Raw genomic sequence first — 24,532 nt, 5'->3', positions numbered from 1 at the left:
CCCCCGGTCACCGCGCGCACACGGCCCGAAGCGGTCGCTCCCAGCCGTGGGCATCCCGCCCACAACTCCCTAGCCTGGAGGAAGGAGGAGGCGAATCACCATGCTGGGAGACGCACCCGTACTGGCCATGATCCCCGCCACGAATCTGGCGCGGGCCAAGACCTTCTACACCGACACCCTGGGCCTCAAGCTCGTCGACGAGACCGACGAGGACGTCACCTTCGAGAGCGGTGGCATCCAGTTCGGCATGTACGAGACCCCGAGCGGCGGCCAGGCCGCGCACACCCTGGCCAGTTTCAAGGTCGCTGACCTCGACGCCGAGATGGCCGCCCTGCGCGGCCGCGGCATCACCTTCGAGGACTACGACTTCCCCGGGCTCAAGACGGAGAACGGAGTCGCCACGGGCAGCAACGGCCTGCGCGCGGCCTGGTTCAAGGACAGCGAGGGCAACATCCTCTGCGTGGCCGAGCGGCCCGGCAAGTAGCACCCCGCTCGTCCACTCCGGCCTCAGGCACCGGCCCGCTCCGTCGACGAGCGGTCCGGCGCCCGGGCGGCGACGCGCCCGCAGACGCGTGCAGGGCGCACGCCCGCTGACGCGCTCACCGGCGGCGAAGCCTCCGGTGGAGCGCCCGGGCCGAGGCGACCGGGTCGAAGGATCCCGGGCGCCCCCGGGTGATCGGGTAGCAGGCCAGCCCGATCAGTGCCGCGCTCAGGTGCCCGATGCTGGTGTAGTCACGGCTCTGGTGCACCCCGAACACGTACACGGCCAGCACCCCCACCACGTACAGGTACCGCCAGGGCTTCACGATCAGGTACGTCAGCACCCCGACCACCCCGGCCAGGGCGTAGCTGACGCCGTAGTCCAGGGTGTAGACGGCCTTCGGCGGGGCCAGGCCCCGGTGGATCGCCCAGCCGAGCACGCCCTCGCTGAGGTAGGTCGCTCCGACGTGGGCGATCATCGCCACCGAGATCCAGCGCAGCGTGCCCAGCCAGCGCTCTACGGGCACGTGGAAGAGGTTGTAGAGCACGAAGTAGCTCAGCCAGCCGCCCCCGGCGATCCACAGTGCGCTCGTCACCAGGACACGCACGGGCGAGACCTGCAGGTGGTGCAGGTTGGTGGAGCGCCGCTCCAGGATGCGGTCGGCCGTCACGGGGTCGACGTGCCGGATGACCTGCGTGGTGGCGAGCAGCACGGCCAGCCAGGCGTAGGTGCCCGGGGCGCTGCGCACGTAGGCCCACACGGCCCGCCCGGCCCTCGTCCACCAGGGCCTCTGCCGCTCCCGGACCGACCCGCCGGTGCTGCCGGTCATCGACACCTCCTCACCGGTCCCCTTCACCCTCGCCTTCACCCTCGCCCGGGCGCCCCGGGGGTGCGTCGGCGCGCTGCATCGTTCGGGTGAGCCGGCAGCGCCGGCGCCCGATCCTTCCCCACCTCCGGCTGGCGTACGCTGGCGATCTGACCCCCCGGGCCGCACAGCAAAGGCACCACCCACCATGAGGGACGACCTCGCCACGGACGAACGGACCGCCCCGGCTGCGGAGAGCGCCGCCAGACCGGCCGTCCGCGTACTGTCCCGGCTCCGGCTGACCACGGTCTACGTCCTGCTGCTCACCGTGACGGCCGCCTGGCTCGCCGGGCAGGGCCATGCCGGGCGCGCCCGCTTCGTCCGCCACAACAGCAGCAACGTGCACCACATGGAAGTGGGCAAGTGGTGGACGATGTTCACCAGTGCCCTGGTGGTCGACGGCGTGCCGGCCTGGGCGGGCATCGCGGCGGTGGCCGTGGTGCTGGGCCTGGCCGAGTGGCGCTGGGGCCCCTTGCGGGCGGGTGCGGTGTTCCTGTTCGGGCATCTGGGTGCCACCCTGCTCACCGAGGGTGCGATGTGGGTCATGCTCGTCGCCCACATCCCGGGCGCCCTGTCCCGGGCGCGGGACGTCGGCATCAGCTACGGGCTGGTCGCCACCGCCACCTGCCTCATCGCGCTCGGCCCGGCGCCGCTGCGCCGGTACGGCCCGCCGGCTCTCGCCCTCGCGCTGGCCGGGGCGTGGGCGACGAACCAGCAGCTCGCCGACGCCGGGCACCTGGTGGCCTTCGGGCTCGGCCTGCTGGCCTCCCGTTCGGTGTGGCTCCGCGCCAGAGCACGCAGGAGCCGCTGACCGCGTGCCATGACCGCTCGGCCCAAGCCTCCTCGGTTCACGAACCGAACCGACCCCGCCCGCCTGCCCCTTCACGGGTGCGTCACCTGAACCGCACCGGACCCTTTCCGCGTCGATAGCGGGGGAGGCCACTCCCGCCCGATAGTCGACGGCTATCATGCGTGAACGTTCAACCGGTTGTCGGCGCAGGTGTGGTGACAGCCGTTCAGGTCACTGGAGGGGGACCCGAATGATCACGCCCGACAACGGCACGGACACGACGGAACCGGCAGGCGCGCACCAGGCCGCCGAGGCGTTCAGGGCGGCGGACGCCGCCCAGTCGGCGTCGCTGGAGACCGACCGGCCGCACCCGGCCCGGATCTACGACTACTGGCTCGGCGGCAAGGACAACTTCCCGCCCGACCGCGCCGCGGCCGAGCACGCCATATCCGTCTCCCCGGACATCCCGCAGGCCGCCCGGGAGAACCGTGCCTTCCTGCGCCGCGCCGTGCGGCACTGCGTCGAGGCGGGCATCCGCCAGTTCGTCGACATCGGCTCCGGCCTGCCCGCGCAGGGCAACGTCCACGAGGTGGCGCAGGAGATCGCCCCCGACTCCCGGGTGGTCTACATCGACAACGACCCGATCGTGCTGGCCCACGGCCGGGCTCTGCTGGCCGACAACCGGTCCACCACCGTCCTCACGGGCGACCTGCGCGACGTCGACGAGCTGCTCGACCGGCCCGAGCTGCGCGAGCTGATCGACCTCTCCCAGCCGGTGGCGGTGCTCATGGTGGCCGTGCTGCACTTCGTGGACGACGAGCAGGCCGCCGCCGCGGTCCGGGCCGTCCACAAGCGGCTCGCCCCGGGCAGTTACCTGCTGGTCTCGCACAGCACCGCCGAGGGCAACCCCGTGCGCGCCGCCGAGGCCGCGAAGACCTGGGACAGGACCGCCTCCGGCATCCGGCTGCGCGGCCGGGCCGCGGTGGAGGGGTACTTCGAGGGCTGGGAACTCCTGGAGCCCGGCGTGGACTTCGTCCCGCTCTGGCGCCCGGAGGGCTCCACCCACGGTTCCACCCGCTGGATGTACGCCGCCGTGGGCCGCAAGGTCTGACGCCACCCACCGCGCAACCACTGCCCAACTCGCCACCCAGCGCCCATCGCAGCGCGGCGCCCGCAGGCCGGACTCCCCCGGGAGCCCGGCCTGCGGCACCATCCGGCCCAACTCGCGCGGGCCTCAGCACAGTTGAGTCGCCGGAAGTGGCACTCCGGACCGCCATCCCGACCGACCCCACCGTATTGTCTTGCGGAACTCTGCAAAGTTATGCCAGAGTACGGGCATCGGATACATCGAGATCCCCACAGTCGCTAGTCAACATCGCTGAGTCAGGGGCCCGCACCGCGCGGGTCATAGGGTGCACCCATGTCGAAGGTCTTGAGCAAGCTGCCGGTCGGAGAGAAGATCGGCATCGCATTCTCCGGTGGTCTGGACACCTCGGTGGCCGTCGCCTGGATGCGCGAGCACGGCGCCGTCCCGTTCGCCTACACGGCCGACATCGGCCAGTACGACGAGCCGAACCTCGCCGACGTGCCGGCCCGTGGCCGCGCCTACGGGGCCGAGCAGGCGCGACTGGTGGACTGCCGGGCCGCGCTGGTCGAGGAGGGCCTCGCCGCCCTCGCCTGCGGCGCCTTCCACATCCGCTCCGCCGGGCAGACGTACTTCAACACCACCCCGCTCGGCCGTGCCGTGACCGGCACCCTGCTGGTGCGTGCCATGCAGGAGGACGAGGTCTCGATCTGGGGCGACGGCTCCACCTACAAGGGCAACGACATCGAGCGGTTCTACCGCTACGGCCTGCTCGCCAACCCCAGCCTGCGCATCTACAAGCCGTGGCTGGACTCGGCCTTCGTCACCGAGCTCGGCGGCCGCAAGGAGATGTCCGCCTGGCTCACCGAGCGTGACCTCCCCTACCGGGACTCCGCCGAGAAGGCCTACTCCACCGACGCCAACATCTGGGGCGCCACCCACGAGGCCAAGCGGCTGGAGTACCTGGACACCTCGATGGAGATCGTCAGCCCGATCATGGGCGTGGCCTTCTGGGACCCGTCGGTCGAGATCGCGACCGAGGACGTCACGGTCGAGTTCGAGTTCGGTCGCCCGGTGCGGATCAACGGGCAGGCGTTCGCCGACGACGTGGCGCTGGTGCACGAGGCCAACACCATCGGCGGCCGGCACGGCCTGGGCATGTCGGACCAGATCGAGAACCGGATCATCGAGGCCAAGAGCCGGGGCATCTACGAGGCCCCCGGCATGGCGCTTCTGCACATCGCCTACGAGCGGCTGCTCAACGCCATCCACAACGAGGACACCCTCGCCACCTACCACACCCAGGGCCGCCGGCTCGGCCGGCTGATGTACGAGGGCCGCTGGTTCGACCCGCAGGCGCTGATGCTGCGCGACAGCCTGCAGAAGTGGGTCGGCCACGGCGTCACCGGCAGCGTCACGCTGCGGCTGCGGCGGGGCCAGGACTACTCGGTGATCGACACCCAGGGCCCGCACTTCAGCTACCACCCGGAGAAGCTGTCGATGGAGCGCAGCGTGGACGCCGCGTTCGTCCCGGACGACCGGATCGGCCAGCTGACGATGCGCAACCTGGACATCGCCGACTCCCGCAGCAAGCTGGAGCAGTACGCCGTCCACGGCCAGCTGGCGCCGTGGACCGGGCTGATCGGCGAGCTCGCCCCGGGTGGCGCCGCGCCGATCGCGGCCGGCACCGGTGACGACGCCGAGTCCAGCGCCCTGGATCACGCGGCGATCGAGTCCGGCACCGACTGATCCCCCGAGGCCCGGCCGGGGCCGCCCGCGGGAAGCCCCGGCCGAAGCCCGACCCGTTGCCGAGGGTGGTGACCGCCGTACCCGCACGGGGTGCGGCGGTCACCACCCTTTCCCGCCCGCCGCAGAACGGCAGCGCCGGGACGGTCACGCCGAGCATCGGCCGCCAGGGAGATCGCGCCCGTCCGGGCCGGCGGTCAGAGGCCGCCCGAGAGCCCGCCCGAGCGCCCCGATCCGCCCCGACCGCCCAGCCGCCTCGCCCGCCCGGCCCGCCCCCGGGCCGGCTCGGGCCGCCGGTCACCGTATCCGCACGACGCCCCGGCCGCGTACCGTGCGCACGCCCAGCCGGGCGTCGACGAGGGCCGCTCCCGCTCGGGCCCGCTGCCGCGCCGCCACCGCGTCCCTCAGCGTCAGCAGGATCTCGCCGTCGTAGTCCTCCGCCAGGCACCGGGCCAGCCGGGCGACGCCGCCGGGGCGGGCGTGCGGGGCCAGTTCGGGCAGCCGGCCCGGGGCGCTGAGGTCCTGCGCCTGGACGGCCCAGCGAGCGGCGTCGCCCGCCTCGCCCTCGGCGGCGTAGTGCACGGCGAGGCAGTGCACGGCCAGCTGGTCGCCGTACTGGGCCGCGATCCTCCACCAGAACACGCCGTCGCCCGCGCGCCCCAGGCCGTACAGCAGGCATCCGAGGGTGCGGAAGGCCGTCTTCTCGGCGAGCTCGAGGTCGAGCGCCAGCTCCCCCGGTTCGGCCGCGCCCGCCACGGCCGCGCACAGGTACCGCAGGTCCCGCCGCAGTTCGGCGCGCCAACCGCCCCCGGGAGGGTCCCCGGAACCTGAACACTGGCCCGGACCCTGGCCCGATCCCTGACCCGAACCAGGGCCCGCGCCGTGCGGCGGCCGGGCGGTGGCGGGCGGACGGGCCGGGCGTTCGCGCACCGGCGGCACCAGCCGCCTGGCGGCGGCCAGTCGCTCGGCGAGCCGACGGGTGAAGTCCACCGGGTCGTGGTCGCGGAACTCCCGCTCCAGCTCGGCGGCGTGAACGTCCAGCAGCTCGGCGGCCTTCACCGCGCCTCCTCGTCGTCCGGGTGTTCCAGCAGGTAGTCGAGGTGGCGCCGCCCGAGGCTGTAGTACGTGCGGGCGGTGGTGTGGGCGATGCCGAGCGCCCGGCCGATGTCGGGGTAGGACAGGCCGGCCTGGCGCAGCCGGACGACGTCGGCCTGGACGGGGGCGGCGCGGGCGAGTTCGTCCATCGCCCAGTCGAGGGCGTCGAGTTCGGCGAGCTCCTCCAGCTCGTCCTGGCTGGTGTCGGGGCGGCGCTGGGCGATGACGCGCAGCCGTTTGCGTTCGGTGCGGCGGCGGTCGCGCAGGACGTCGACGACGGCGTCCTTGAGGATCTTGAAACCGAACGCCTGCAGGTCGTCGCTGGCGAGGGCGCGGCGCCAGTTCTTGTACAGGGTGGCGCCTGCGTTCTGGACGGCGTCCTGCGCGTCCTCGCGGTGGTGCAGGCGCTGCTGGGCGTAGCGGAGGTATCCGGGGTTCTCGCGGGTGAAGAATGCCTCGAAGTCGGCCGGCAGGCCGGCGAGCGGATCCGCCCGCAGGGCCCGCTCCTCGCCCGGCTCGGGGGTGCTCACACCCGTCCCCCTTTCATGGGTCAACTGGTCGGCCCACCGGGTGGCACGCCGACGGCCCGTCGGAAGGGCTCGTGGTGTAACCGTCCGGAAGGTACGGATTGTCGACCGGATCGGGCGGACAATTGCCGAACGTTTCCGTTCGCTTTCGATCACCCCCGCTGACCTGCCGGTTCGACCCGATCGACCCTCACCGGACCACGGCCACGTGACCCAGATCACAGCACGCGGGCGCCCGGCTTGACAAGCGCGGCGGAGCGCACTCCGACCCGCCCCGGCGCTACGGCGCGGGCTCCACCACCGCCGTGTCCAGCTCGGCGGTCACCCGGTCCAGCAGCCCGCGCAGCGCGGCCAGGTCCTCGACCGGCAGCCCGGTCGCGGCGAGCAGCCGGCGCGGCACCTGCCCGGCGCGTTCCTTCAGGGCGGCGCCCTCGGAGGTGAGACGAACGGTCACCGAGCGCTCGTCCTCGGCGCTGCGCTCACGGAGGACCAGCCCGGCGGCCTCCAGCCGTTTGAGCAGCGGGGAGAGCGTGCCGGAGTCGAGCCGCAGCCGCTCGCCGATCCGCTTGACGGGCAGGTCGCCGTCCTCCCAGAGCACGAGCATGACCAGGTACTGGGGGTAGGTGAGCCCGAGATCCCGGAGCAGGACGCGGTAGACGCCGCCGAAGGCGCGCGAGGCGGCGTTCAGCGAGAAGCAGATCTGCTGGTCGAGGCGGAGCAGATCCTCGTCCGCCATACCGGGGAGCGTGGTCATGCCTCCATGGTAGCGATCGCTGCGACACCATCGAGTGTCACGCAACCAAAAGATGCATCACTCAGTTGTGCACAACTCAATTGCGTGCTCTACTTGTCCTTGCCAACGCACCGCAGCTTTCCGAAGGGACGCACCATGGACGCGATCTACACCGCCGCCGCCACCGCCAACGGCCGAGAGGGCCGCGCCGTCAGCTCGGACGGCCGACTGGACCTCGCCCTGGCGATGCCCCAGGCGCTCGGTGGAGACGGCAACGGCACCAACCCCGAGCAGCTGTTCGCGGCCGGCTACGCGGCCTGCTTCGCCAGCGCCCTCGGCCTGGTCGGCCGCCAGGCCCGGGTGGACACCAGCGAGGTCTCCGTCACCGCCGAGGTGTCCATCGGCAAGGACGGCGCCGGCTTCGGCCTCGCCGTCGTGCTGCGCGTCGAACTGCCGGAGTCCCTCGCGGGCGAGTCCGGCGAGCTGCTGGTCAAGCAGGCCCACGAGGTCTGCCCGTACTCCCGCGCCACCCGGGGCAACATCCCGGTCGAGCTCGTCGTCGAGTAGTCGTTCCGCCGGGCCAGTGGATGACCCGGTGCCCCGGTGACCGGGTGGTCGGCACGTGGCCGACCACCCGCCCCGGCCACCGGTCACTGGTCTTCGGTCACCGGTCATCGGTCACCCATCAGCCACCCCCGGGCCCGTTCGGCCCGCTCCCCGGCCCGCTCCCCGGCCCGTCGGCCGAGCGCAGGACGTCGAGCCTGCGCCGGTACTCCTCCTCGTCGATCTCGCCCCGGGCGAACCGCTCCGCGAGCACCTGCTCCGCTGCCGGCCCGTACACCGCGCCGCCGGGCCCACCGGGCCCGCCCGTCCAGCCGTGCCGCCGGCCCGGCCCAGGAGCCGCGCCCGCCGCGCCGTGCGCGAGCGGCTGCCGCGACCGCGACACGTACCGGAACAGGGCGACGGCGAGCAGGACCAGCAGCGCGAGGAGCAGCAGCGAGCCGATCGTCATCACGGCGATGCCCCAGCCGCCCGGCCCGTGGCCGTACCCGTGCCCATATCCGTGCCAGTGCCTCATCAGGACCTCCTCCTCCGGCCCCATCGGGCCCGCCGAGGTGATCAGCGCCTATCACCATCCTGCGCCCGGGACCGGTCGGAGCGGCATGAGGAGAGTCTGAGAATCCGTTCCGGCACCGGGTGAGCGCCCCGCCGGGTAGCGTGCCCACCATGCGCCAGCACCCGCCCACCGACGACCGCTCCCCCGAGCAGCTCGTCGCGGCCGGGCTGCTGCGCCCCCACGGGGACCCGACCGCCCACCCGAATCTGGGCGGCTCCGCGGTCTCGTACGTCTCGACCGCGTTGTGGGCCGCGCTCGCCGCCCTGGCCATAGCGCCGACCGCGGCCGAGGCCACCGCCACCGCCCTCCTGCGCGAACTCGCCGCCCAGGCCCGCGACGCGGCGCTCGCCCCGGGCAACGAGGGCGCCCCGCACGACGACCTGTACGAGACGGACCCCGCCCACATCGGCCCGCACCGCAGGACGGTCTGGTTCCGGCGCTCCTGGCCACGCGGGCCCATCACCGCGATGTTCCCTCCCTGACCGGCCTTCCCTGACCGGCCTTCCCTGAACGGCCCTCCCTGACCGGCCTTCCCCGCTCGGTCTTCCCCGCTCGGTCTTCCCTGACCGGCCCTCCCCGATCGGTCGGCTCAGCGCTCCACCCGCAGGCTGTGGCAGACCCAGCTGAGCCGGTCCGGCCCGTCCAGCGGCGGCCGGTCGTGGTACGTCCCGTCCGCCACCGAGAGGTTGACGATCAGGTAGGCGTGCCAGCCGGGCCCGACCCCGTGCAGGTCCGCGTAGACGAGTTCGTCCTCCACGTACCAGTCCACCGAGTGCGACCCGAGCACCACCTGCAGGCCCAGGGTGGCGCCGGGGGCGACTCCGGCGCCGCCACCGTGCCAGTAGCGGAAGCCGCCGCGAACATGGTTGGAGATCTCCAGCAGGTCCGGGTTGTCGGGGTGGTACTCGAAGACGTCCACCTCGTTGCCGCCGTCGCGCCAGGTCCAGATGGCGGGCCAGGCGCCCAGCTCGGCGGGCAGCGTCACCACGGCCGACAGCACGTCCCCGGTGCGCACCTGGAAGCCGTCGGGGCTGCCCTCGGTGGTGAGCAGGTTGCAGGTCCACAGCCCGCCGGTGCGCCGCCTGGTGGCGGCGAACACGCCGCCGGGGCAGTGGGCCCGGCTGAGGAAGTCGAGTTTGTGGTCGCTCCGGTTGGTCGGCCCCATCCTCGGGTAGGCGCTGCTGCGCCCGGCGATCCACTGCCTGGTCGAAGTGAAATCCGCGTCGAACACGACTGTCACGGCCGCCTCCCCGGGGTCCCGGTGCCACGGCAGTCTGCGAAGCCGGGCACACAGAGTGAGTTACCCGATACGCTCCGCAGTATGCGAACGGGATCAGCCGACGGCTGACGACGCTTCGCCCGCCTCCAGGCGGTCGGTCACCGAGATCACGCCGTCCACCGACCGGCACAGGTTGAGCACGATGGGCACCAGGTGCGGCTCGGGCACGGTGCCGCTGAGGACGACCCGGCCCTGGGTGACCTCCACCCCCACCTGCGCCGGGCTGACGCCCTCGATCCGGCCGAGGACCTCCTCGACGATCTCCCGACGGATCACCACGTCCTCGCGCAGGAAGACCCGCAGCAGGTCTCCCCGGCTGACCATCCCCACGACCAGCCCGTCGGCGTCCAGCACGGGCAGCCGCTTGAGACCGTGCCGGCTCATCAGCCGCGCCGCCGCGACGACGCTGGTCCCGGGTGTGGTGCAGACCGGCTGGGCCGTCATCAGGTCGGCCGCGGTGACCGAGCCGCCGTCGCCGGCCCACGCCGATTCGGGGGCGGGCAGCAGGCTGTGCGGGTCCTCCTGCGCCGCCAGGGTCCGCAGCAGGTCGGCCTCCGAGACCACGCCGAGCGGCCGCCCGTCCGGGTCGACCACCGGTACGCCGGTGATGTCGTACTCGGTGAGCAACGCCACGATCTCCCGGAAGCCGGTCTCGGGCGCGACCCGGACCACGGGGCTGGTCATCACCGATTCGACGCTGGCATGCCGCACGCCGGTTCACCTCGTCCACCACGCTGGGCCCGCCGGGTGCGGATCGTCCCGGCCGGTACCCGCAGCATCGCGCCCGCCGGGCGGAAAGGCCAGGGCCCATTGGGCCGAACGGGTGGGACCTTGGGCCCGCACACCCTCACAGGTCCCACAGGGCACCGGCGAACGGCCCGCCGCCGCCCCCCGCAAGACCCCACCGCCCCGGACAGCGCAACCATCACATGATCGACTCGTTGGACCGTCCACCACGAAGGACGGCACGAGGGACAGTACGGACGGCACCGGGAGGGCCCGTTGGCAGCACGGACGGTGGGCGCGCCCTGGCGGCGCCGGGGCGTCTCGCAGCGCCCGGTGGCCCTGGCGGAGGCCGCGCTGGTGCGCCACTACCGCAGACTGGTGCGCCTCGCCTACCTGGCGCTGCCCGCGGACCGCGACCGGCACACCCGGGTGCTCGCCGCCCACGCCGCCGTCCAGCGCGCCCTGCCCCCGCCCTGGACCCGCCGCGCCGAACCGGCCCCGACGGAGGACGAGGTGTACGCGCGGCTGCGGCTGCGCGTGCTGCGCACCGCTCTGCGCCCGCACCCGGCGCAGCGGGTCCTCGCGCACAGGCTCCTCACACACGGGCTCCTCGCACACCGGCTCCCGGCACCCCGCCTGTCGACGCCCCGGGTGTGGGGCCTGCGGCTGTTCACCCCGCACGGCGGCGAGGAGGACGCGGCGCTCGACCACGCGCTCACCGCCCTGGACGCGCCGACCCGGGCGGCGTACGCCCTCCGTGCGGTGGAGGGCCTCGCACCGGAGGCCGCCGCCGAGGTGCTGCGCGCCGCGGGGGTCGAACGGCCGGAGGAGGCCGTCGCCGCGGCCGTCGAGGCGCCCGACGGGCCGTCGCCCGAGCCGCCCGCCTTCGACCCGTGCGCCGTCCGGGTCCAGCCCACCGACCTGCTGCGCCGCCGACGCACCCTCACCGCCGCGCTCGCGGTGGCCGTCCTCGGACTGACCACCACCGCCGCCGTCCTGGGCGACTCGGCACCCGCCGCCGCGCCTCAGGGAGCCCCGCCGCCCGGTGCCGCCGTCGGCCGTGCCCGCCTCGTCCAGGTCGCCCCGGACGCCTGGCAGCACACCACCCGGGTGGACTTCGACGTCTGGCCCGCCCGGGGCGACCGGCGCGAGGACACCGCCCTGCTCGACCGCGCCCTCGCCGCCTGGGCCGGGCCCGGGCCGCAGGTCCACGCCGAACCGGGCGCCGACCCCGCCCCGCCCGCGGCGGCGCCCCACCTGCTGTACGCCGGAACCGTGGACGGCACGGGCGTGGTGGTGCTCCACGACGGCCGTCGCCTCGCCCGGTACACCGACGGGCCCGGCGGCGGACTGGACCTCGCCCGCGCCGACGGCGCCGACCCCACGACGGCGGGGGCGCTGGTGCTGCGCCGTCAGGGCGCCACCGTCCGCTACCTGCTGGCGCCCTGGGTGGAGGACGCGGACACCCGCCGGATCGACCAGCCCGACGCCCCCGCCCGCGCCCTGGAGCACCCGGAAGGGATCACCGCCCCGACCCCCGGCGGCGGGCTCGCCGACTGCCACGGCGCCACCGTGCTCCAGCTGCACACCTCCCCCGCGATGGCCGACCGGGGCGCCTTCCTGCTGGCCGACCTGGGCGGCCTCCTGCCCGCCCACCTCACCTGGTCCCCGCCGCCGGAGCACACCAACCAGACGCAGCCCCAGCCCGAGGCCGGGCCGCGCGAGGCCGTCGCCCAGGACGCCCTCCAGGCGTGGGCCCGCGCGGGCTGCGCCGTCCCGGACGCCGGCCCGGGGGTCAGGCAGCTGAGCCTGTGGGCCTTCGCCACCCAGCAGCTCCCCCAGAACGCGGGCACCGCCGCCTGGTACTGCCTGCGCGCCGACCGCTGGAACGGGGACGGCAGCGCCGCCACCGCCGTCCTGCTGCCGGGCGCCCGCACCCCGCAGCGCACCGGCGGCGGCCAGGGCCGGGCGTGCAGCCGCTACGAACCGGAGGTGGCGGCCTGGGCCTGGTGGCGCTCCCCGCAGGGCACCGAGTACCTGCTCGCGGCCGGCAGCCGCCGGACCACCCGGCTCACCGTCAAGGGCCCCGACTGGTCCGCCGACCGCGCCGCCCCGGACCGCACCCTCGCCCTCGAACGCCCCACCCGCGCCCCCGTCCAGGTCGAGGCCCAGCTCGACGGCGGCACCCGGATCACCGCTCAGCACTGAACGACCGGCTGCCGACCGGACGTTGGCCAGGCGCCGGCCGACCCGGCACCGGAAAACCGCTGCGCCCCGGCCCGCCCCGGGCGCTAGTGCCGCGTCAGGCAACCTTTGCCCCTCAAGGAGCGGCGTCCGGTGCGTGCTCTCGGCGTGCCGGCCGGAAGCCCTCGTACTGGACGTACTTGGGCTTTCGGCCGGTGCGGCGAGAGTGCGTGCCGGGGGCCGCGACGGGGCGAAGGTTGCCTGACGCGGCGCTAGCATCGGCCGCCATGGCGATGTTCGTCCACCTGACCTCCGCGGCCAACGCGCCGCGCATCCGGCGTGCCGGGATCCGGGCCGAGAGCCCGGGCCAGGGCGGGGTGCGCGGTGTCTACTGCTTCCCGGTCCTGCCCTCCTACACCCTCACCCACCAGTGGCTGCGCGAGCTGGCCCGGTTCGGGCCCAAGGGCTCGCTGATCGCCGTACACGTACGGCTGGACGACGACGAGCAGGTGCTGACCGGCCACTACGGCGACAAGTGGATGGACCGCCAGCAGTGGCGCTCCGCCGCCGAGGCCGTCGCCCGGATCGGCGCGCTGGCGGACCCGCGCGGGTGGGAGGTGGTCCTGCCACGGGCCGTCACCGCCCGGGAGGTGCACCGCATCCGCGCGGTGCCGCAGGTCGCGGGCTGGCGCTACGTGCCGGGAGCGCACGGCAGCCGGCCGTGCAACTGCCAGGGCTGCAGGTCGCGCGGCGGCTACGGCGACCGCCGACTGCGCGAGCGCCACCCCCACCCGCTGGACGGCCCGCCGCCGCCCGTACCCGTCCTGCTGGCCCGGCTCGAGGCCGCCTGGGCCGGGTTCCGCACACCCGCCGTCCCCGGCGCCGCCACTGCCCCCGCAGCCCCCATCGCCCTCGCCGACGCAGAGAGCCCGTCGGCGGACCCCGGCGACGGCGAGGGCGATGTGGACGCGATCCGCGAAGCCCTGCACTGGTTCGGCCTGCGCCGCAGGCGCGGCCCGGTGGACGTGCTGGCGCGGCTGGCGAACCATCCGGACTTCGGAGTGCGCCGGGAGCTCGTCTGGGCCGTCCAGGGCTGGTCCACCCCCGGCGTGACCGAACTGCTCGACCGACTCGCGGAGGACCCGCACCCGACGGTGCGGCGCGCGGTCGAGGACGTCCGCGAACCGTGAGCGCCGCCTTCCTCGACGTGCCCGTTCGGCGGACCCGGGCGATCATGGGACGAACCGCGTCTTCGGCGATAGGTGGACCGCGATGTTCCAGCTCCTGTGGATTCTGCTCATCGGCTTCGTGCTCGGCGTGCTCGCCAAACTGATCCTGCGCGGGCCCCAGTCGATCCCCTGGTGGCTCACCATGCTCCTCGGCGCCGGCGGAGCCCTCCTCGGCAACGCCGTCTCCGGCTGGATCGGCGTCCGGCACACCTCCGGCATCGACTGGATCCGCCACTTCCTCCAGATCGGCTTCGCCGTCGCCCTGGTGGCCTTCGTCGCCCCGGTCTGGGCCAAGTCCCACCCCAGACGCTGAGCCCCGGCAGCCGGATTGTCAGTGGCAGGTGCAAGACTCCCCTTCGGGCCCGGGTGGACGGGTCCGAAGGGGAGGTGCGCCATGCCGGTGAAGCACTGGTTCGACGAGTCGGCGGCCCTGGTGGACGCCGAGGACTTCGACGGGTTCGAGCGCGCTTGTGACCCGATCGGGGAGTCGATGCCCCCGGTCGCTCCCGGTGGTCCGGTGGACGGGTTCCTGTTGCACATACGCGGGGACGAGGCGTCCTTCCGCTGCTGAGGCGAATACTGAGGCGAACGGTCCTCAGCCGACGTGAACGGCCGGGCGGCGGGTGCGGTCGGGTTCGGCCTCGCGGAGGACCTCACGGGTGACGGGGGCGATCTCGCCCTGGCCGAAGAGGAAGAAGCGGAGGAACTGGGCGAAGGGGTTGCCCTCGGTCCACTCGAAGTAGATGTGGGGCTGCTGGCCGGTGACGTCGCGGACCAGGAGGAGGAGGGCGGCCAGGGCGTTGGGCACGCTGGAGCTCTGGATCGACAGGACCCGGTAGCGGTCGTGGAGGACTTCGCCGCGGACGGTCAGTTCGGCCTCGAAGTCGGAGGGGTCGAGGACGGTGACCTCGACGAAGACGAGGTCGTCCTCGACGGGGATGTCGTTGTCCTCGCGCATCTGGCGGAGCTTGTCGCGGTACTCGGCGAGGTCGCGGCTGTTGGGCTCGTTGGCGATCAGCCGCATCGGGCGGTGCTGGTAGTCGCGGACGAAGCGTTCGGCCGTGCCGTCCAGCACCACGTCGGTGACGCGCAGTTCGAAGGCGCGCTTGAGGCGGGAGAGGAAGGAGACCAGCATGATGCCCGCGATGAAGCAGGCGCCGATCTTGACGCCGTCCGGGCGCTCCGCGATGTTCACGGCCGTGGTGTAGAGGAAGACGGCGGAGATCACCGCGAAGCCGATCGTCCAGTTGCGCTGACCGGCCTTGCGGGCCGCGATGGTGACGGCGATGGCGGCGGAGCTGATCAGCACCAGGACGCCGGTGGCGTAGGCGCCGCCCTGGGCGTCGACGTTGGCGTCGAAGATCCAGGTGACCAGGAAGGCGATCAGGGTGAGCACGATGACGGTGGGCCGTACGGCGCGCGCCCAGTGCGGGGCCATGCCGTAGCGCGGGAGGTAGCGGGGCATCAGGTTGAGCAGTCCGGCCATCGCGGAGGCTCCGGCGAACCAGAGGATGGCGATGGTGGAGAGGTCGTAGACGCTCCCGAAGGAGCTGCCGAGGTACTCGTGGGCGAGGAAGGCGAGCGCTCGGCCGTTGGCCTGGCCGCCGGTCTTGAACTGGTCGGCGGGGATGAGCAGGGTGGTGATGAAGCTGGTGGTGATCAGGAAGCAGCTCATGATCACGGCGGAGGTGGTGAGCAGCTTGCGGGCGCCGCGGATGCGGCCGACGGGCCTGGCCTCGGTGTCGTCCGGGTCGCCCTCGATGTGGGGCATCACGGCGACGCCGGTCTCGAAGCCGGACAGGCCCAGGGCCAGCTTGGGGAAGACGATCAGGGCGACGCCGACCATCGCGACCACGTTGCCGTGCTCCGCCGTGAGGGCGTTCGTCCAGTCGTGGAAGACGTGCGGGGCCTTGAGCACGTGCCAGAGCCCGTTGGCCACGACCACCACGTTGAGCACCAGGTAGACCCCGACCAGGACGACGGCCAGGCCGATCGCCTCGCTGAAGCCCTTGAGGAAGACGGCGCCCAGCAGGGCGACCATGATCAGCGTCAGCAGGACCTGCTTGCCGGTCAGGGCGCTGTGCAGGTGCGGGTTCTCCACCAGGTGGGCGGTGGCGTCGGCGGCGGAGAGGGTGATGGTGATCATGAAGTCGGTGGCCGCGAAGCCGAGCAGGGTGAGCACGAAGAGCTTGCCCTGCCAGAAGGAGAGCAGCCGTTCCAGCATGGCGATCGAGCCCTCGCCGTGCGGGCTCTCCTGGGCGACCCTGCGGTAGACGGGCAGCGCGCCGAAGAGGGTGACGAGCACCAGGACGATCGTCGCCAGCGGGGAGACCAGGCCCGCCGCGAGGGCGGCGATGCCGGGCTGGTAGCCGAGGGTGGAGAAGTAGTCCAGGCCCGTCAGGCACATGACCCGCCACCAGCGCTGGCCCTTCTCCGCCGGGGCCTCGGCGTGGGGACCGGGGTGCTGCTTGGCCATGTCGGCCAGGCCCTCGAGCAGCCATGCCCGGAACTTCTCCCGGCGCGTCGAGGACACCACCCCCGGTTCGACCGAACCCGACGACACCACGCGCACCCCTGTCCACGGCTCCCGATCCGCTGGCCGCCGGACGGCGGGCCTGGTCAGGCTAGGTGACGCCGGTCACAGCGGCGGGCGGGCGGCGCGCGGACACGCCCGGGCGCCGCCCGTACGGCCCCCTCCGGTGGCGGAGGGCGCGCCGATTGGCCCGTACGCCTGGCGCGGCGGCGTGGGCAAGAGCCCCCCGAAAGAGTGAGGATGTGCCAGCCTATTGACGCACCGGAACGCGCCGGAACCCACCGGGCGGACGGAACGGACCGGGTGAACGAAACGCACCGGGTGAACGGATCAGCGAACGCGAGGGAGACCGACGTGGCGGAGCCGAGCCGACGGGGAGTCCTGGGCCTGGCCCTGGTGGCCGCCGCCGCCACCTCCTGCGGCCCCCGCCACCCCGGGGCGGCGGCCGCGGCCCTCGCGCCGCACTCCGGTGCCGCGTCCAGCAGCGCCGCGTCCAGCAGCGCCGCCCCCGCCGGCGCCGCACCCGCCGCCCACCCCGGCACGGCGCAGGAGAACGCCCTGCCCGGCACCCCCGGTTGGGAGATCACCGACCCCGGCAAGGCCGGCGCCGTCGAGGCCTTCGCCGACCGGGTCAGCGTGCTGCCCGGCGAGACCTTCGGCCTGCACGTCTCCACCTCCGCCGCCGCCTTCACCGTCTCCGCCTACCGCACAGGCTGGTACGGCGGCGCCCGCGCCCGCCTGGTCTGGCGGCGCGAGCACGTCCCCGGCACCCGGCAGGCCGCCCCGCACGTGGACCAGGCCACCCGTACGGTGCTCACCGGCTGGCAGCGCACCCTCGCCGTCGAGACCGGCGGCTGGCCCGAGGGCGCCTACCTGCTGCGTCTGGACGCCGAGGACGGCTCCGGCCGCTGCTACGTGCCGCTCACCGTCCGCTCCGCCGGCACCGCCGGCAAGGTGGTGGTCATGAGCGCCCCGGCGACCTGGCAGGCGTACAACGAGTGGGGCGGCTACAGCCTCTACAACGGCCCCAGCGGCACCCTCGCCACCCGCTCGCTCCGGGTCGTCTTCGACCGGCCCTACGACTACGACCACGGTGCCGGGCTGTTCCTGGTGTACGAGGCGCCCCTGGTCGCACTGGCCGAGCGGCTGGGCCTGCCGCTGGCCTACACCACCGGGATCGACGTGGCCCGCGAGCCGGAGCTGCTGCGCGGGGCCGCCGCCGTCCTGTCGCTCGGGCACGACGAGTACTGGTCCCCCGAGCAGCGCGCCGCCGTGACCGCGGCCCGCGACGCGGGGACCAACCTCGCGGTCCTGGGCGCCAACTGCTGCTTCCGCCGGGTCCGCTTCGAGCCCACCGAGCTGGGCCCGGACCGCACGGTCGTCTGCTGGAAGGACGCCTGGGCGCAGGACCCGGGCCACAAGGCGGGCGCGCCCGCCACCACCGACTTCCGCACGGGCCCGGGCGCCGACCCGGAGAGCGCGCTGCTCGGGGTCATCTACGACGGCTACCCGGTGGACGCCCCGTACGTGGTCACCTCCCCCGACCACTGGATCTTCGCGGGGACGGGCGTGGCCGCCGGGGCGTCCTTCCCGCACCTGGTCGGTGTGGAGTACGACCGGGTGAACACCGCCTTCCCCACCCCGCGCCCGATCGAGGTGGTCGCGCACTCCCCCGTCGTCTGCGAAGGCCGCCGCTCCCACGCCGACACCGCCTACTACACCGTGCCCTCCGGCGCCGGGGTCTTCGCCACCGGGACCATGCGCTGGGTCGAGGCCCTGGACGCCCACGGCCCGGGCGGCGGCAAGGCCGACCACGGCATCGACTCCCACGCGGGGGACCTGGTGCGCACCGTCACCGAGACGGTGCTGCGCGCCTTCGCCGCCGGACCGGCCGGGCGCACCCACCCGGCCGTCGACAACCTCGCCGCCGTCTACGGTTCCTGAGCCGACGTCAGGGCGTCAGTCCACCGGCGGCGCGGTGAAGGTCTCAGCGGGGCCGAAGCGCGTGTAGAGGTCCTTGGTCACCTCGGTCCGGCCGTGGGTCACCAGCGACTGCTCCCCCTGAACGATCCGGCCGAACCACAGGTGGCAGTCGAGCTCCGTCACACCATCCCGCGCCATCCGGTCGGCGTTGCCCGGGTCCGCGGTGCGCACCTGGTCCACCGTGAGCCTGGCGGCCACGTGGAACACCGGGATGCCCGCCACCTTCTCCATGCCCCTGCGGGCGGCGGGACCGCTGTCGAGCATCGCCTTGGCGTAGGCGGCGGCCTGGTCGGCGGCTCCGGTGGAGGTCGGGGTGTCGGTACGGCTCCACGCGATGTCGCCGTCCGACTTCTCGTAGCCGACGCCCTCCACGGTCATCTGTTGCCTCGTACTGGTCACCGGGCCGGGGCCCTCGACCCGGTGCACGGTCTCGCTGCCGCCGACCGGGGTGTTGAAGTTCAGCCGGCCGTCGACGACGTCCTTGATCCGGTCCTCCCCGTCGCCCTCCTCGACCGTCAGGTGGACAGTGGCGGAGTACGGCTCCCGAGTGCGGTGGGCCAGGGCCTGGTCCGGGTCGAATGCGCCGGCGGCCTCCGCCGAACCGGCGCCGGAGGTCCGGCCCGAGCCGGAGGAGGTGCAGCCGGTGAGCGCGGCGAGCGCGAGGAGGAACGCGGAGACGGGGACGGCGGTGCGGCGCATGGCGGGACGGTTCCTCCGGAGGGGTCGGTGCGGTCGGTCGGTGGTGCGGTGCCGCGACGGCATCACGCTCGTTCAAGATCGTGCAAAATCGATCAAGGTCGGGGCAGCATGCCACAAGGACGCATCGCAGTCGAACGGCTTCCGGAGGCAGGACGGGCGGTGCCGGGCGGGCACCCGTGGTCGGTGAGGGTGACGCGCGCGGATAGACTCACACGGTCTACTGCGGAGCAGGTCGTCGCGGGTGGCCGGGTCACCCGGCCGGGCGGCGGCCTGAGAGGGTGCAAGGGAAACAGAACATGGTCGAGGGCTCCCCCAAGGTCGTTGTCGTCGTCCCCACGTACAACGAGCGGGAGAACCTTCCGGTCCTGGCGGGGATGCTCACGGACCTCGCGGTACCCAACCTGCACCTGCTGGTGGTCGACGACGGTTCGCCGGACGGCACCGGCGAGGTCGCCGAGAAGCTGGCCGCCGACTCCGGCGGCACGGTCGGGGTGCTGCACCGCACCGTCAAGGACGGTCTGGGCCGCGCGTACCTCGCGGGCATGGCCAGGGCGCTGGACGAGGGCGCGGACATCGTCATCCAGATGGACGCCGACCTCTCGCACCCGGCCTCGGCGATACCCGAGATGCTGCGCACCCTCCAGGACGGGGACACCGCCGTGGTGCTGGGCTCGCGCTACGTGCCGGGCGGCTCGACGGCCTCGGAGTGGCCCTGGCACCGCAAGGCGCTCTCCGCCTGGGCCAACTTCTACGTGAACGCCATCCTGGGGCTGGGCGTCCGGGACGCCACCGCCGGTTTCAAGGCGTGGCGGGCGGAGACCCTGCGCGGGATCGACCTGCCGTCGGTGCGCAGCAACGGCTACTCGTTCCAGGTCGAGATGAACTACCGCGTGATCAAGCGCGGGCTGACCATCCGCGAGGTGCCGATCCGCTTCGAGGAGCGGATCGAGGGGATGTCGAAGATGAGCCTCGGGGTGCAGGTCGAGTCGGCGCTCGCGCCGTGGAAGCTGCGCTTCGACCGCGAGAACTGACACCGCGGCTCCCGGCCCCGGCGGCTGGACGAGTCATTCCGCGTCGTGGCGGCAGTGTGAGAGGCCGCCACGGGGAAAGAAGGCCCGCATGGTCCTTCTTCCGGAGTCCGTCACCACCCTGGTCCGCCGGGGCGCCCGGGAGCCGTTCGTCGTCCAGACCCTGCGGGCGACGGTCGCCGCCACCCTCTCCTACGTGGTGGCGACACGGCTCAGCAGCGAGCCCGCCCCGCTGACGGCGCCGCTCACGGCGTTGCTGGTGGTCCAGGTCACCGTCTACTCCACGCTCAAGACCAGCGTCCGCCGGGTCGTCTCGGTGGTGGTCGGGGTACTGATCGCGATCGGCTTCAGCGCCGTGGTCGGCCTGTCCTGGTGGAGCCTGGGCCTGGTCATCCTGGCCTCGCTGGCCATCGGGCGGTACGCCCGGGTCGGGGAGTTCGTCCAGGAGGTCGCGATCAGCGCGATGCTGATCCTGGGCGTCACCAAGCTGGCCTCGCAGGCGTGGGACCGGGTGCTGGAGACACTCATCGGCGCAGCCGTCGGCCTGCTGTTCAACCTGGTCTTCGCGCCGCCCGTGTGGGTGGACACCGCCGGGGAGTCGATCGAGGACCTCGCCCGGCGGGGCCGCCAGCTGCTGCTGGACGTCGCCGAGGAACTCGGCCGGCCCATCCCGGTGGCCCGGGCCGCCGAGCGGCTCCACGAGGCGCGCCGGCTGGACCAGGCGATCGCCGAGGTGGACGCGGCGCTGCGCCAGGCCGAGGACAGCCTGCGCCTCAACCCCCGGGTCAGCGAGGCGCTGCTGTCCCGGCTGGTGCTGCGCACCGGGCTGGACACCCTGGAGATCTGCGTGGTGGTGATCCGGGTGCTGGCGCGTTCGCTGACCGACCTCGCGAAGCGGCGCGGGCCCGGGGAGCGGCTGTTCCCCCCGGAGATCGCGGTCGGGCTGGAGGAACTGCTGGCCCATACCGGCGGGGCGATGGTGAGCTACGCGGTGCTGGTCACCACGCAGGTGAGCCGTAGCGCGGAGGAGGCGGAGCAGCGGCTGGCAACGGAGCTGGCGGCGGCCTGGACCTGCCGGGAGAACGTCGCCGGGGCGCTGCTGAACGAGGTCCGTGAGCGCCCGGAGGCGTGGCAACTGCACGGCGCGGTGCTGGCCGAGGTCGACCGCATCCTGGACGAGCTGGACCTCGAGCACCGCAGCCGGCGGCTGATGGAGGAGCTCGACCGGGCCTCGGTCGCGAGCCGGGAGCGGCTCACCCGACTCACCCGGTTCTCCCGGTTCTCCCGCCTCCCCTGGCTGGGCGTCGTCCCCGGGCGGCGGCGCAGCGGTGAACGGGAGCGCCCGGCCGCGGGGGCCGGGCGCTGAACGGTTCCGCCCGGGGGCGCCGCCGGTCTCAGGGCATCAGCCAGGGCTGCTGCGGCAGCGGGTGGCCGGTCTCCAGGTAGGTCTTGAGGTTGGACAGCACCGCCGACCAGCCGTGTTCGACGTCCGCCCGCTCCGCTTCGTCCGCCAGGTTCCCGTGGTGGACGACGAGCCGGGTGAGGGCCTCCCAGCTCCGGATGTCGTAGCTCACCCGGGCGGGGCCGCCCGGCCGGGCGCGGCCGGGCTCGGCCCAGGTGGTGACCAGCCGGTGGGGGCGTTCGGCGGCCTCGACCACGCCGATGGTGTCGGCGATCCCGGACCCGTCGGTGCGCTGGTGCTCCCAGGGCGTGCCGGGCAGCCAGGTGGAGACGTTGCGGTGTCCCCAGTAGAGGCCGGACTCGTCGGCGTTGGTCAGGGCGTGCCAGACGCGCTCGGGGGTGGCCCGCAGGTAGACGGTGATGCGGAAGTCGGGGGCCGTCACGGGATCAGCCCGCGGCCGCGTCGAGCAGCGGCTGGATCTCGATCTTGCGCATCTTCAGCATCGCGCCCATGACGCGGGCGGCCTTGTCCCGGTCCTCGCCGCTCACGAGGTCGAGCAGGATGCGCGGGGTGATCTGCCAGGAGAGGCCGAAGCGGTCCTTGAGCCAGCCGCACTGGCTCTCCTCGCCGCCGTCGGCGGTGAGCGCGGCCCAGAGGCGGTCGACCTCCGCCTGGTCGTCGCACTCGACCTGGAGCGAGACGGCCTCGGTGAACTGGAACACGGGGCCGCCGTTGAGGCCGACGTAGGGCCGGCCGTCGAGCTCGAAGGAGACGGTCATGACCGTGCCCGGCTCGCCCGCACCGGCGTCGGGGTAGTGGGAGATCCCGGTGATCCGCGAGTTCGGGATCAGCGAGGTGTAGAAGGTGGCGGCCTCTTCGGCCCGGCCGTCGTACCAGAGACAGGTGCTGATGTTCTGCATGGGCCCGACCGTAGCGCCGGGGTAGGACAACACGGCCCCGCCACGGCCGGGGGTCACCGGATCGGCGCCCCCGGCCAATTGACGGACCATCACACCGCACAGCGGTGCGTCAATGCACCCAGCCCGCGTAGCGCTGGGCGAAGCGCAGCCCGGTGTGGGCGGTGACGGTGACGTCGTAGCGGCCCTGCTTGTCCAGCGGCCAGGTCAGGGAGACCTGCTTGCCGGGCTTGACGCGCACCGTCTTCGCGCTGCCCGCGAAGTCGTTGGGCGCGGCGGTGAAGGAGACGTCGGTGAGGCCGTCGTTGGCGACCTGGAGGGTGAGCCTGAGGTCGCCGCGCAGGTCGGCGGTCACGATCGGCACACCCACGTCGTTCTGCCCGTTCCGCCCGTCCTTGCCGTCGCGCACGACGGTGCCGGCGAAGCGGCGCACGAAGCCGTCCGGGCCGTGGACGGTGAAGTCGTAGCGGCCGTCGGTGGTGGCGGCGTCCCAGACGTACTGGGCCTTGGCGCCGGGGGCGACGGTGTACGGGGTGCCGGCGAAGGGCAGCAGGATGTTGGGGTAGACGGTGTACGGGAAGGCCACCGAGCCGTCGTTGGTCATGGTGCAGGTGACCTTGCCGCCGACCCGGTCCACCTCGACGTCGGCCCACGGCTGGTAGGGCAGCGGCCGGTGCGGGCGCTCGCCGCGCTCCTGGACGGGCATCGACTGGGCGCCGACGGCCGGGAGGGCGACGCCGGGGAGCTTGGTGCCCGCGTCGGCCCTGGCCATCAGGGCGTTGGTGTCGGGGAGCTTCGGTATCGAGAAGTCGGGGGCGGCGAAGTCGAAGCAGCTGGTCAGGTCGCCGCAGACGGCGCGGCGCCAGGCGGAGATGTTGGGCTCGGCGACGCCGGTGACCAGCTCCATGAAGCGCAGCACGGAGGTGTGGTCGAAGACCTGGGAGGAGACCCAGCCTCCGCGCGACCAGGGCGAGACGACCCACAGCGGCACCCGGTTGCCGAGGCCGATGGCGCGGCCCTGGGCGAACTCCTCGGGGGTGCCCTCCTCGGGGGTGGGCGGGACCATGTGGTCGAAGTAGCCGTCGTTCTCGTCGTACATGACGAGGAAGACGGTGTGCTCCCACACCGCGGGGTTGGACATCAACGACTGCAGCGCCTGGTTGACCCAGTGGGCGCCGTAGGCGGGACCGGCGGCGGGGTGCTCGGAGAACAGGTAGGGGGCGACCAGCCAGGAGACGGTCGGCAGGGTGCCGTCCTTGCAGTGGCGGTCGAAGTCGGTGGGGTCGAACTTGGTCATCGCGTTGACGTACCGCGGGTCGTCGTGCGGGAAGTCGTGGAACTGCCTGAAGTAGGAGAGCGCGTTGTCGTCGTAGTCCCCGGTGCGGTCGTCCTTGCTGGGGTTGTGGTAGACGCGCCAGGTGACGCCGGCCTTCTCCAGGCGCTCGGCGTAGGTGGTCCAGTCGGCGACGGGGTTGTCGGTGACGGGGGTGTTGTCGATCCAGGGGCCGGTGGTGCCGTCGCGGCCGGGGCCTGCGGTGCCGGTCCACAGGTAGAGCCGGTTGGGGTCGGTGGGGCCGGCGAGGGAGGTGAAGTAGGCGTCGCAGACGGTGAACGCGTCGGCGAGGGCGTACTGGTAGGGGATGTCCTCGCGGGTGAAGTAGCCCATGGTGCGCTCGCCCTTGGCGGCGATCCACTTGTTCATCGCGCCGTTGTTGATGGCCTGGTGGCCGGTCGCCCAGTCGTGGGCGAGGCCCCCGGCGTTCTGGGCGTTGTACTTGGCGGTGTCCATCCGGTACGGCAGCATCGCCCCGCCGTCGCTGCGGCGGGTGTCGGGCTGGCGGAAGACGTCGGAGCCGTCGGGGAAGCGCAGGGCCTGCTTGTCGCCGAAGCCGCGTACGCCGGAGAGGCTGCCGAGGTAGTGGTCGAAGGAGCGGTTCTCCTGCATGAGGACGACGACGTGCTTGACGTCCTTGATGGTGCCGGTGGCCTCGGCCTCGGGGCGGGCGGCCGCGGCGGGGGTGGCGGCGGCGAGGCCCGTCAGGGCGGTGGCGCCGGCGGCCGCGGTGGCGCCGACGAAGGTGCGGCGGGAGAGCTCGGGCATCTCGGACCGGCCT

General features: G+C 73.4%; 25 protein-coding genes. 13 read left to right on the top strand and 12 right to left on the bottom strand.

Annotated features, from left to right (window positions below; translation table 11 throughout):
- The first annotated feature begins 100 nt into the window (after nt 1–100).
- Nucleotides 101–484, top strand: coding sequence for a VOC family protein (locus ACIBCA_RS20055; protein ID WP_396284271.1), 384 nt, complete (start codon nt 101–103; stop codon nt 482–484).
- A gap of 115 nt (nt 485–599) precedes the next feature.
- Here the strand turns inward: ACIBCA_RS20055 and ACIBCA_RS20050 are convergent, their stop codons facing one another.
- On the bottom strand, nt 600–1,310 hold the full coding sequence (locus tag ACIBCA_RS20050; protein WP_396284270.1) for a rhomboid-like protein: 711 nt from the start codon (nt 1,308–1,310) through the stop codon (nt 600–602).
- A gap of 184 nt (nt 1,311–1,494) precedes the next feature.
- Here ACIBCA_RS20050 and ACIBCA_RS20045 point away from each other — a divergent pair, with 184 nt between their 5' ends.
- From ACIBCA_RS20045 to argG, 3 genes are all read left to right on the top strand, one after another.
- Entirely contained in the window at nt 1,495–2,157 is a 663-nt protein-coding gene (locus tag ACIBCA_RS20045; RefSeq protein WP_396284269.1) for a rhomboid-like protein, read from the top strand.
- A gap of 229 nt (nt 2,158–2,386) precedes the next feature.
- Entirely contained in the window at nt 2,387–3,247 is an 861-nt protein-coding gene (locus tag ACIBCA_RS20040; protein ID WP_396284268.1) for an SAM-dependent methyltransferase, read from the top strand.
- A 309-nt stretch (nt 3,248–3,556) separates the two neighbouring features.
- Nucleotides 3,557–4,969, top strand: coding sequence for an argininosuccinate synthase (argG, locus tag ACIBCA_RS20035; RefSeq protein WP_396284267.1), 1,413 nt, complete (start codon nt 3,557–3,559; stop codon nt 4,967–4,969).
- Nucleotides 4,970–5,263: 294 nt separating this feature from the next.
- Here the strand turns inward: argG and ACIBCA_RS20030 are convergent, their stop codons facing one another.
- The 3 genes from ACIBCA_RS20030 to ACIBCA_RS20020 all read right to left on the bottom strand — a co-directional run bounded on the left by ACIBCA_RS20030 (nt 5,264) and on the right by ACIBCA_RS20020 (nt 7,342).
- Entirely contained in the window at nt 5,264–6,025 is a 762-nt protein-coding gene (locus ACIBCA_RS20030) for a hypothetical protein (RefSeq protein WP_396284266.1), read from the bottom strand.
- Nucleotides 6,022–6,591, bottom strand: coding sequence for an RNA polymerase sigma factor (locus ACIBCA_RS20025; RefSeq protein WP_396284265.1), 570 nt, complete (start codon nt 6,589–6,591; stop codon nt 6,022–6,024). The genes ACIBCA_RS20030 and ACIBCA_RS20025 overlap by 4 nt, the downstream gene beginning before the upstream one ends.
- 277 nt (nt 6,592–6,868) lie before the next feature.
- Nucleotides 6,869–7,342 carry a MarR family winged helix-turn-helix transcriptional regulator gene (locus ACIBCA_RS20020; RefSeq protein WP_396284264.1) on the bottom strand — a complete coding sequence of 158 codons (474 nt, stop codon included), beginning with the start codon at nt 7,340–7,342 and terminating at the stop codon, nt 6,869–6,871.
- Between the two features lie 135 nt (nt 7,343–7,477).
- Here ACIBCA_RS20020 and ACIBCA_RS20015 point away from each other — a divergent pair, with 135 nt between their 5' ends.
- Nucleotides 7,478–7,888 carry an organic hydroperoxide resistance protein gene (locus ACIBCA_RS20015; protein WP_396284263.1) on the top strand — a complete coding sequence of 137 codons (411 nt, stop codon included), beginning with the start codon at nt 7,478–7,480 and terminating at the stop codon, nt 7,886–7,888.
- 118 nt (nt 7,889–8,006) lie between these two features.
- Here ACIBCA_RS20015 and ACIBCA_RS20010 read toward each other — a convergent pair whose 3' ends face one another.
- Entirely contained in the window at nt 8,007–8,399 is a 393-nt protein-coding gene (locus ACIBCA_RS20010; protein WP_396284262.1) for an SHOCT domain-containing protein, read from the bottom strand.
- A 149-nt stretch (nt 8,400–8,548) separates the two neighbouring features.
- Between ACIBCA_RS20010 and ACIBCA_RS20005 the strand changes: the two genes are divergently transcribed.
- Complete coding sequence (locus ACIBCA_RS20005; RefSeq protein ID WP_396284261.1) at nt 8,549–8,920, top strand: hypothetical protein; 372 nt, start codon at nt 8,549–8,551, stop codon at nt 8,918–8,920.
- A 107-nt stretch (nt 8,921–9,027) separates the two neighbouring features.
- On the opposite strand, the gene ACIBCA_RS20000 is transcribed toward ACIBCA_RS20005, so the two are convergent.
- Together ACIBCA_RS20000 and ACIBCA_RS19995 are read right to left on the bottom strand one after the other, a co-directional pair.
- Nucleotides 9,028–9,678: a beta-glucanase gene (locus ACIBCA_RS20000; RefSeq protein WP_396284260.1), complete on the bottom strand. Its 651-nt coding sequence runs from the start codon at nt 9,676–9,678 to the stop codon at nt 9,028–9,030.
- 93 nt (nt 9,679–9,771) lie between these two features.
- The gene (locus ACIBCA_RS19995; protein WP_396284259.1) at nt 9,772–10,428 is read right to left on the bottom strand and encodes a CBS domain-containing protein; all 657 of its coding nucleotides are present in this window, start codon (nt 10,426–10,428) and stop codon (nt 9,772–9,774) included.
- 291 nt (nt 10,429–10,719) lie between these two features.
- Here ACIBCA_RS19995 and ACIBCA_RS19990 point away from each other — a divergent pair, with 291 nt between their 5' ends.
- From ACIBCA_RS19990 to ACIBCA_RS19975, 4 genes are all read left to right on the top strand, one after another.
- Nucleotides 10,720–12,651, top strand: a complete 1,932-nt coding sequence (locus ACIBCA_RS19990) for a hypothetical protein (RefSeq protein WP_396284258.1) — start codon at nt 10,720–10,722, stop codon at nt 12,649–12,651.
- Nucleotides 12,652–12,914: 263 nt separating this feature from the next.
- Entirely contained in the window at nt 12,915–13,817 is a 903-nt protein-coding gene (locus ACIBCA_RS19985; RefSeq protein ID WP_396284257.1) for a HEAT repeat domain-containing protein, read from the top strand.
- A gap of 82 nt (nt 13,818–13,899) precedes the next feature.
- Nucleotides 13,900–14,169 carry a GlsB/YeaQ/YmgE family stress response membrane protein gene (locus ACIBCA_RS19980; RefSeq protein WP_396284256.1) on the top strand — a complete coding sequence of 90 codons (270 nt, stop codon included), beginning with the start codon at nt 13,900–13,902 and terminating at the stop codon, nt 14,167–14,169.
- A gap of 81 nt (nt 14,170–14,250) precedes the next feature.
- Entirely contained in the window at nt 14,251–14,427 is a 177-nt protein-coding gene (locus tag ACIBCA_RS19975) for a hypothetical protein (protein ID WP_396284255.1), read from the top strand.
- Nucleotides 14,428–14,451: 24 nt separating this feature from the next.
- Here ACIBCA_RS19975 and ACIBCA_RS19970 read toward each other — a convergent pair whose 3' ends face one another.
- The gene (locus tag ACIBCA_RS19970; RefSeq protein WP_396284452.1) at nt 14,452–16,332 is read right to left on the bottom strand and encodes an amino acid transporter; all 1,881 of its coding nucleotides are present in this window, start codon (nt 16,330–16,332) and stop codon (nt 14,452–14,454) included.
- A 411-nt stretch (nt 16,333–16,743) separates the two neighbouring features.
- Between ACIBCA_RS19970 and ACIBCA_RS19965 the strand changes: the two genes are divergently transcribed.
- On the top strand, nt 16,744–18,333 hold the full coding sequence (locus ACIBCA_RS19965; protein WP_396284254.1) for a N,N-dimethylformamidase beta subunit family domain-containing protein: 1,590 nt from the start codon (nt 16,744–16,746) through the stop codon (nt 18,331–18,333).
- 15 nt (nt 18,334–18,348) lie between these two features.
- Here ACIBCA_RS19965 and ACIBCA_RS19960 read toward each other — a convergent pair whose 3' ends face one another.
- A complete protein-coding gene (locus tag ACIBCA_RS19960; protein ID WP_396284253.1) occupies nt 18,349–19,071 on the bottom strand; it encodes a hypothetical protein in 723 nt (240 codons plus the stop codon).
- A 296-nt stretch (nt 19,072–19,367) separates the two neighbouring features.
- Between ACIBCA_RS19960 and ACIBCA_RS19955 the strand changes: the two genes are divergently transcribed.
- Together ACIBCA_RS19955 and ACIBCA_RS19950 are read left to right on the top strand one after the other, a co-directional pair.
- Nucleotides 19,368–20,102, top strand: coding sequence for a polyprenol monophosphomannose synthase (locus ACIBCA_RS19955; protein ID WP_396284252.1), 735 nt, complete (start codon nt 19,368–19,370; stop codon nt 20,100–20,102).
- Nucleotides 20,103–20,190: 88 nt separating this feature from the next.
- Nucleotides 20,191–21,465 carry an aromatic acid exporter family protein gene (locus tag ACIBCA_RS19950; RefSeq protein WP_396284251.1) on the top strand — a complete coding sequence of 425 codons (1,275 nt, stop codon included), beginning with the start codon at nt 20,191–20,193 and terminating at the stop codon, nt 21,463–21,465.
- Nucleotides 21,466–21,493: 28 nt separating this feature from the next.
- Here the strand turns inward: ACIBCA_RS19950 and ACIBCA_RS19945 are convergent, their stop codons facing one another.
- The 3 genes from ACIBCA_RS19945 to ACIBCA_RS19935 form a co-directional block, all read right to left on the bottom strand.
- Complete coding sequence (locus ACIBCA_RS19945) at nt 21,494–21,943, bottom strand: SRPBCC domain-containing protein (RefSeq protein ID WP_396284250.1); 450 nt, start codon at nt 21,941–21,943, stop codon at nt 21,494–21,496.
- A gap of 4 nt (nt 21,944–21,947) precedes the next feature.
- Nucleotides 21,948–22,421 carry a VOC family protein gene (locus ACIBCA_RS19940; RefSeq protein ID WP_396284249.1) on the bottom strand — a complete coding sequence of 158 codons (474 nt, stop codon included), beginning with the start codon at nt 22,419–22,421 and terminating at the stop codon, nt 21,948–21,950.
- Nucleotides 22,422–22,530: 109 nt separating this feature from the next.
- A complete protein-coding gene (locus tag ACIBCA_RS19935) occupies nt 22,531–24,519 on the bottom strand; it encodes a phosphocholine-specific phospholipase C (RefSeq protein WP_396284248.1) in 1,989 nt (662 codons plus the stop codon).
- Between the last annotated feature and the right edge of the window lie 13 nt (nt 24,520–24,532).

The organism is Kitasatospora sp. NPDC051170 (genome assembly GCF_044455705.1).
Lineage (GTDB): Bacteria > Actinomycetota > Actinomycetes > Streptomycetales > Streptomycetaceae > Kitasatospora.
Note: the sequence above shows the minus strand (reverse complement) of the source record. Positions and strands in the feature narration are given on the sequence as shown.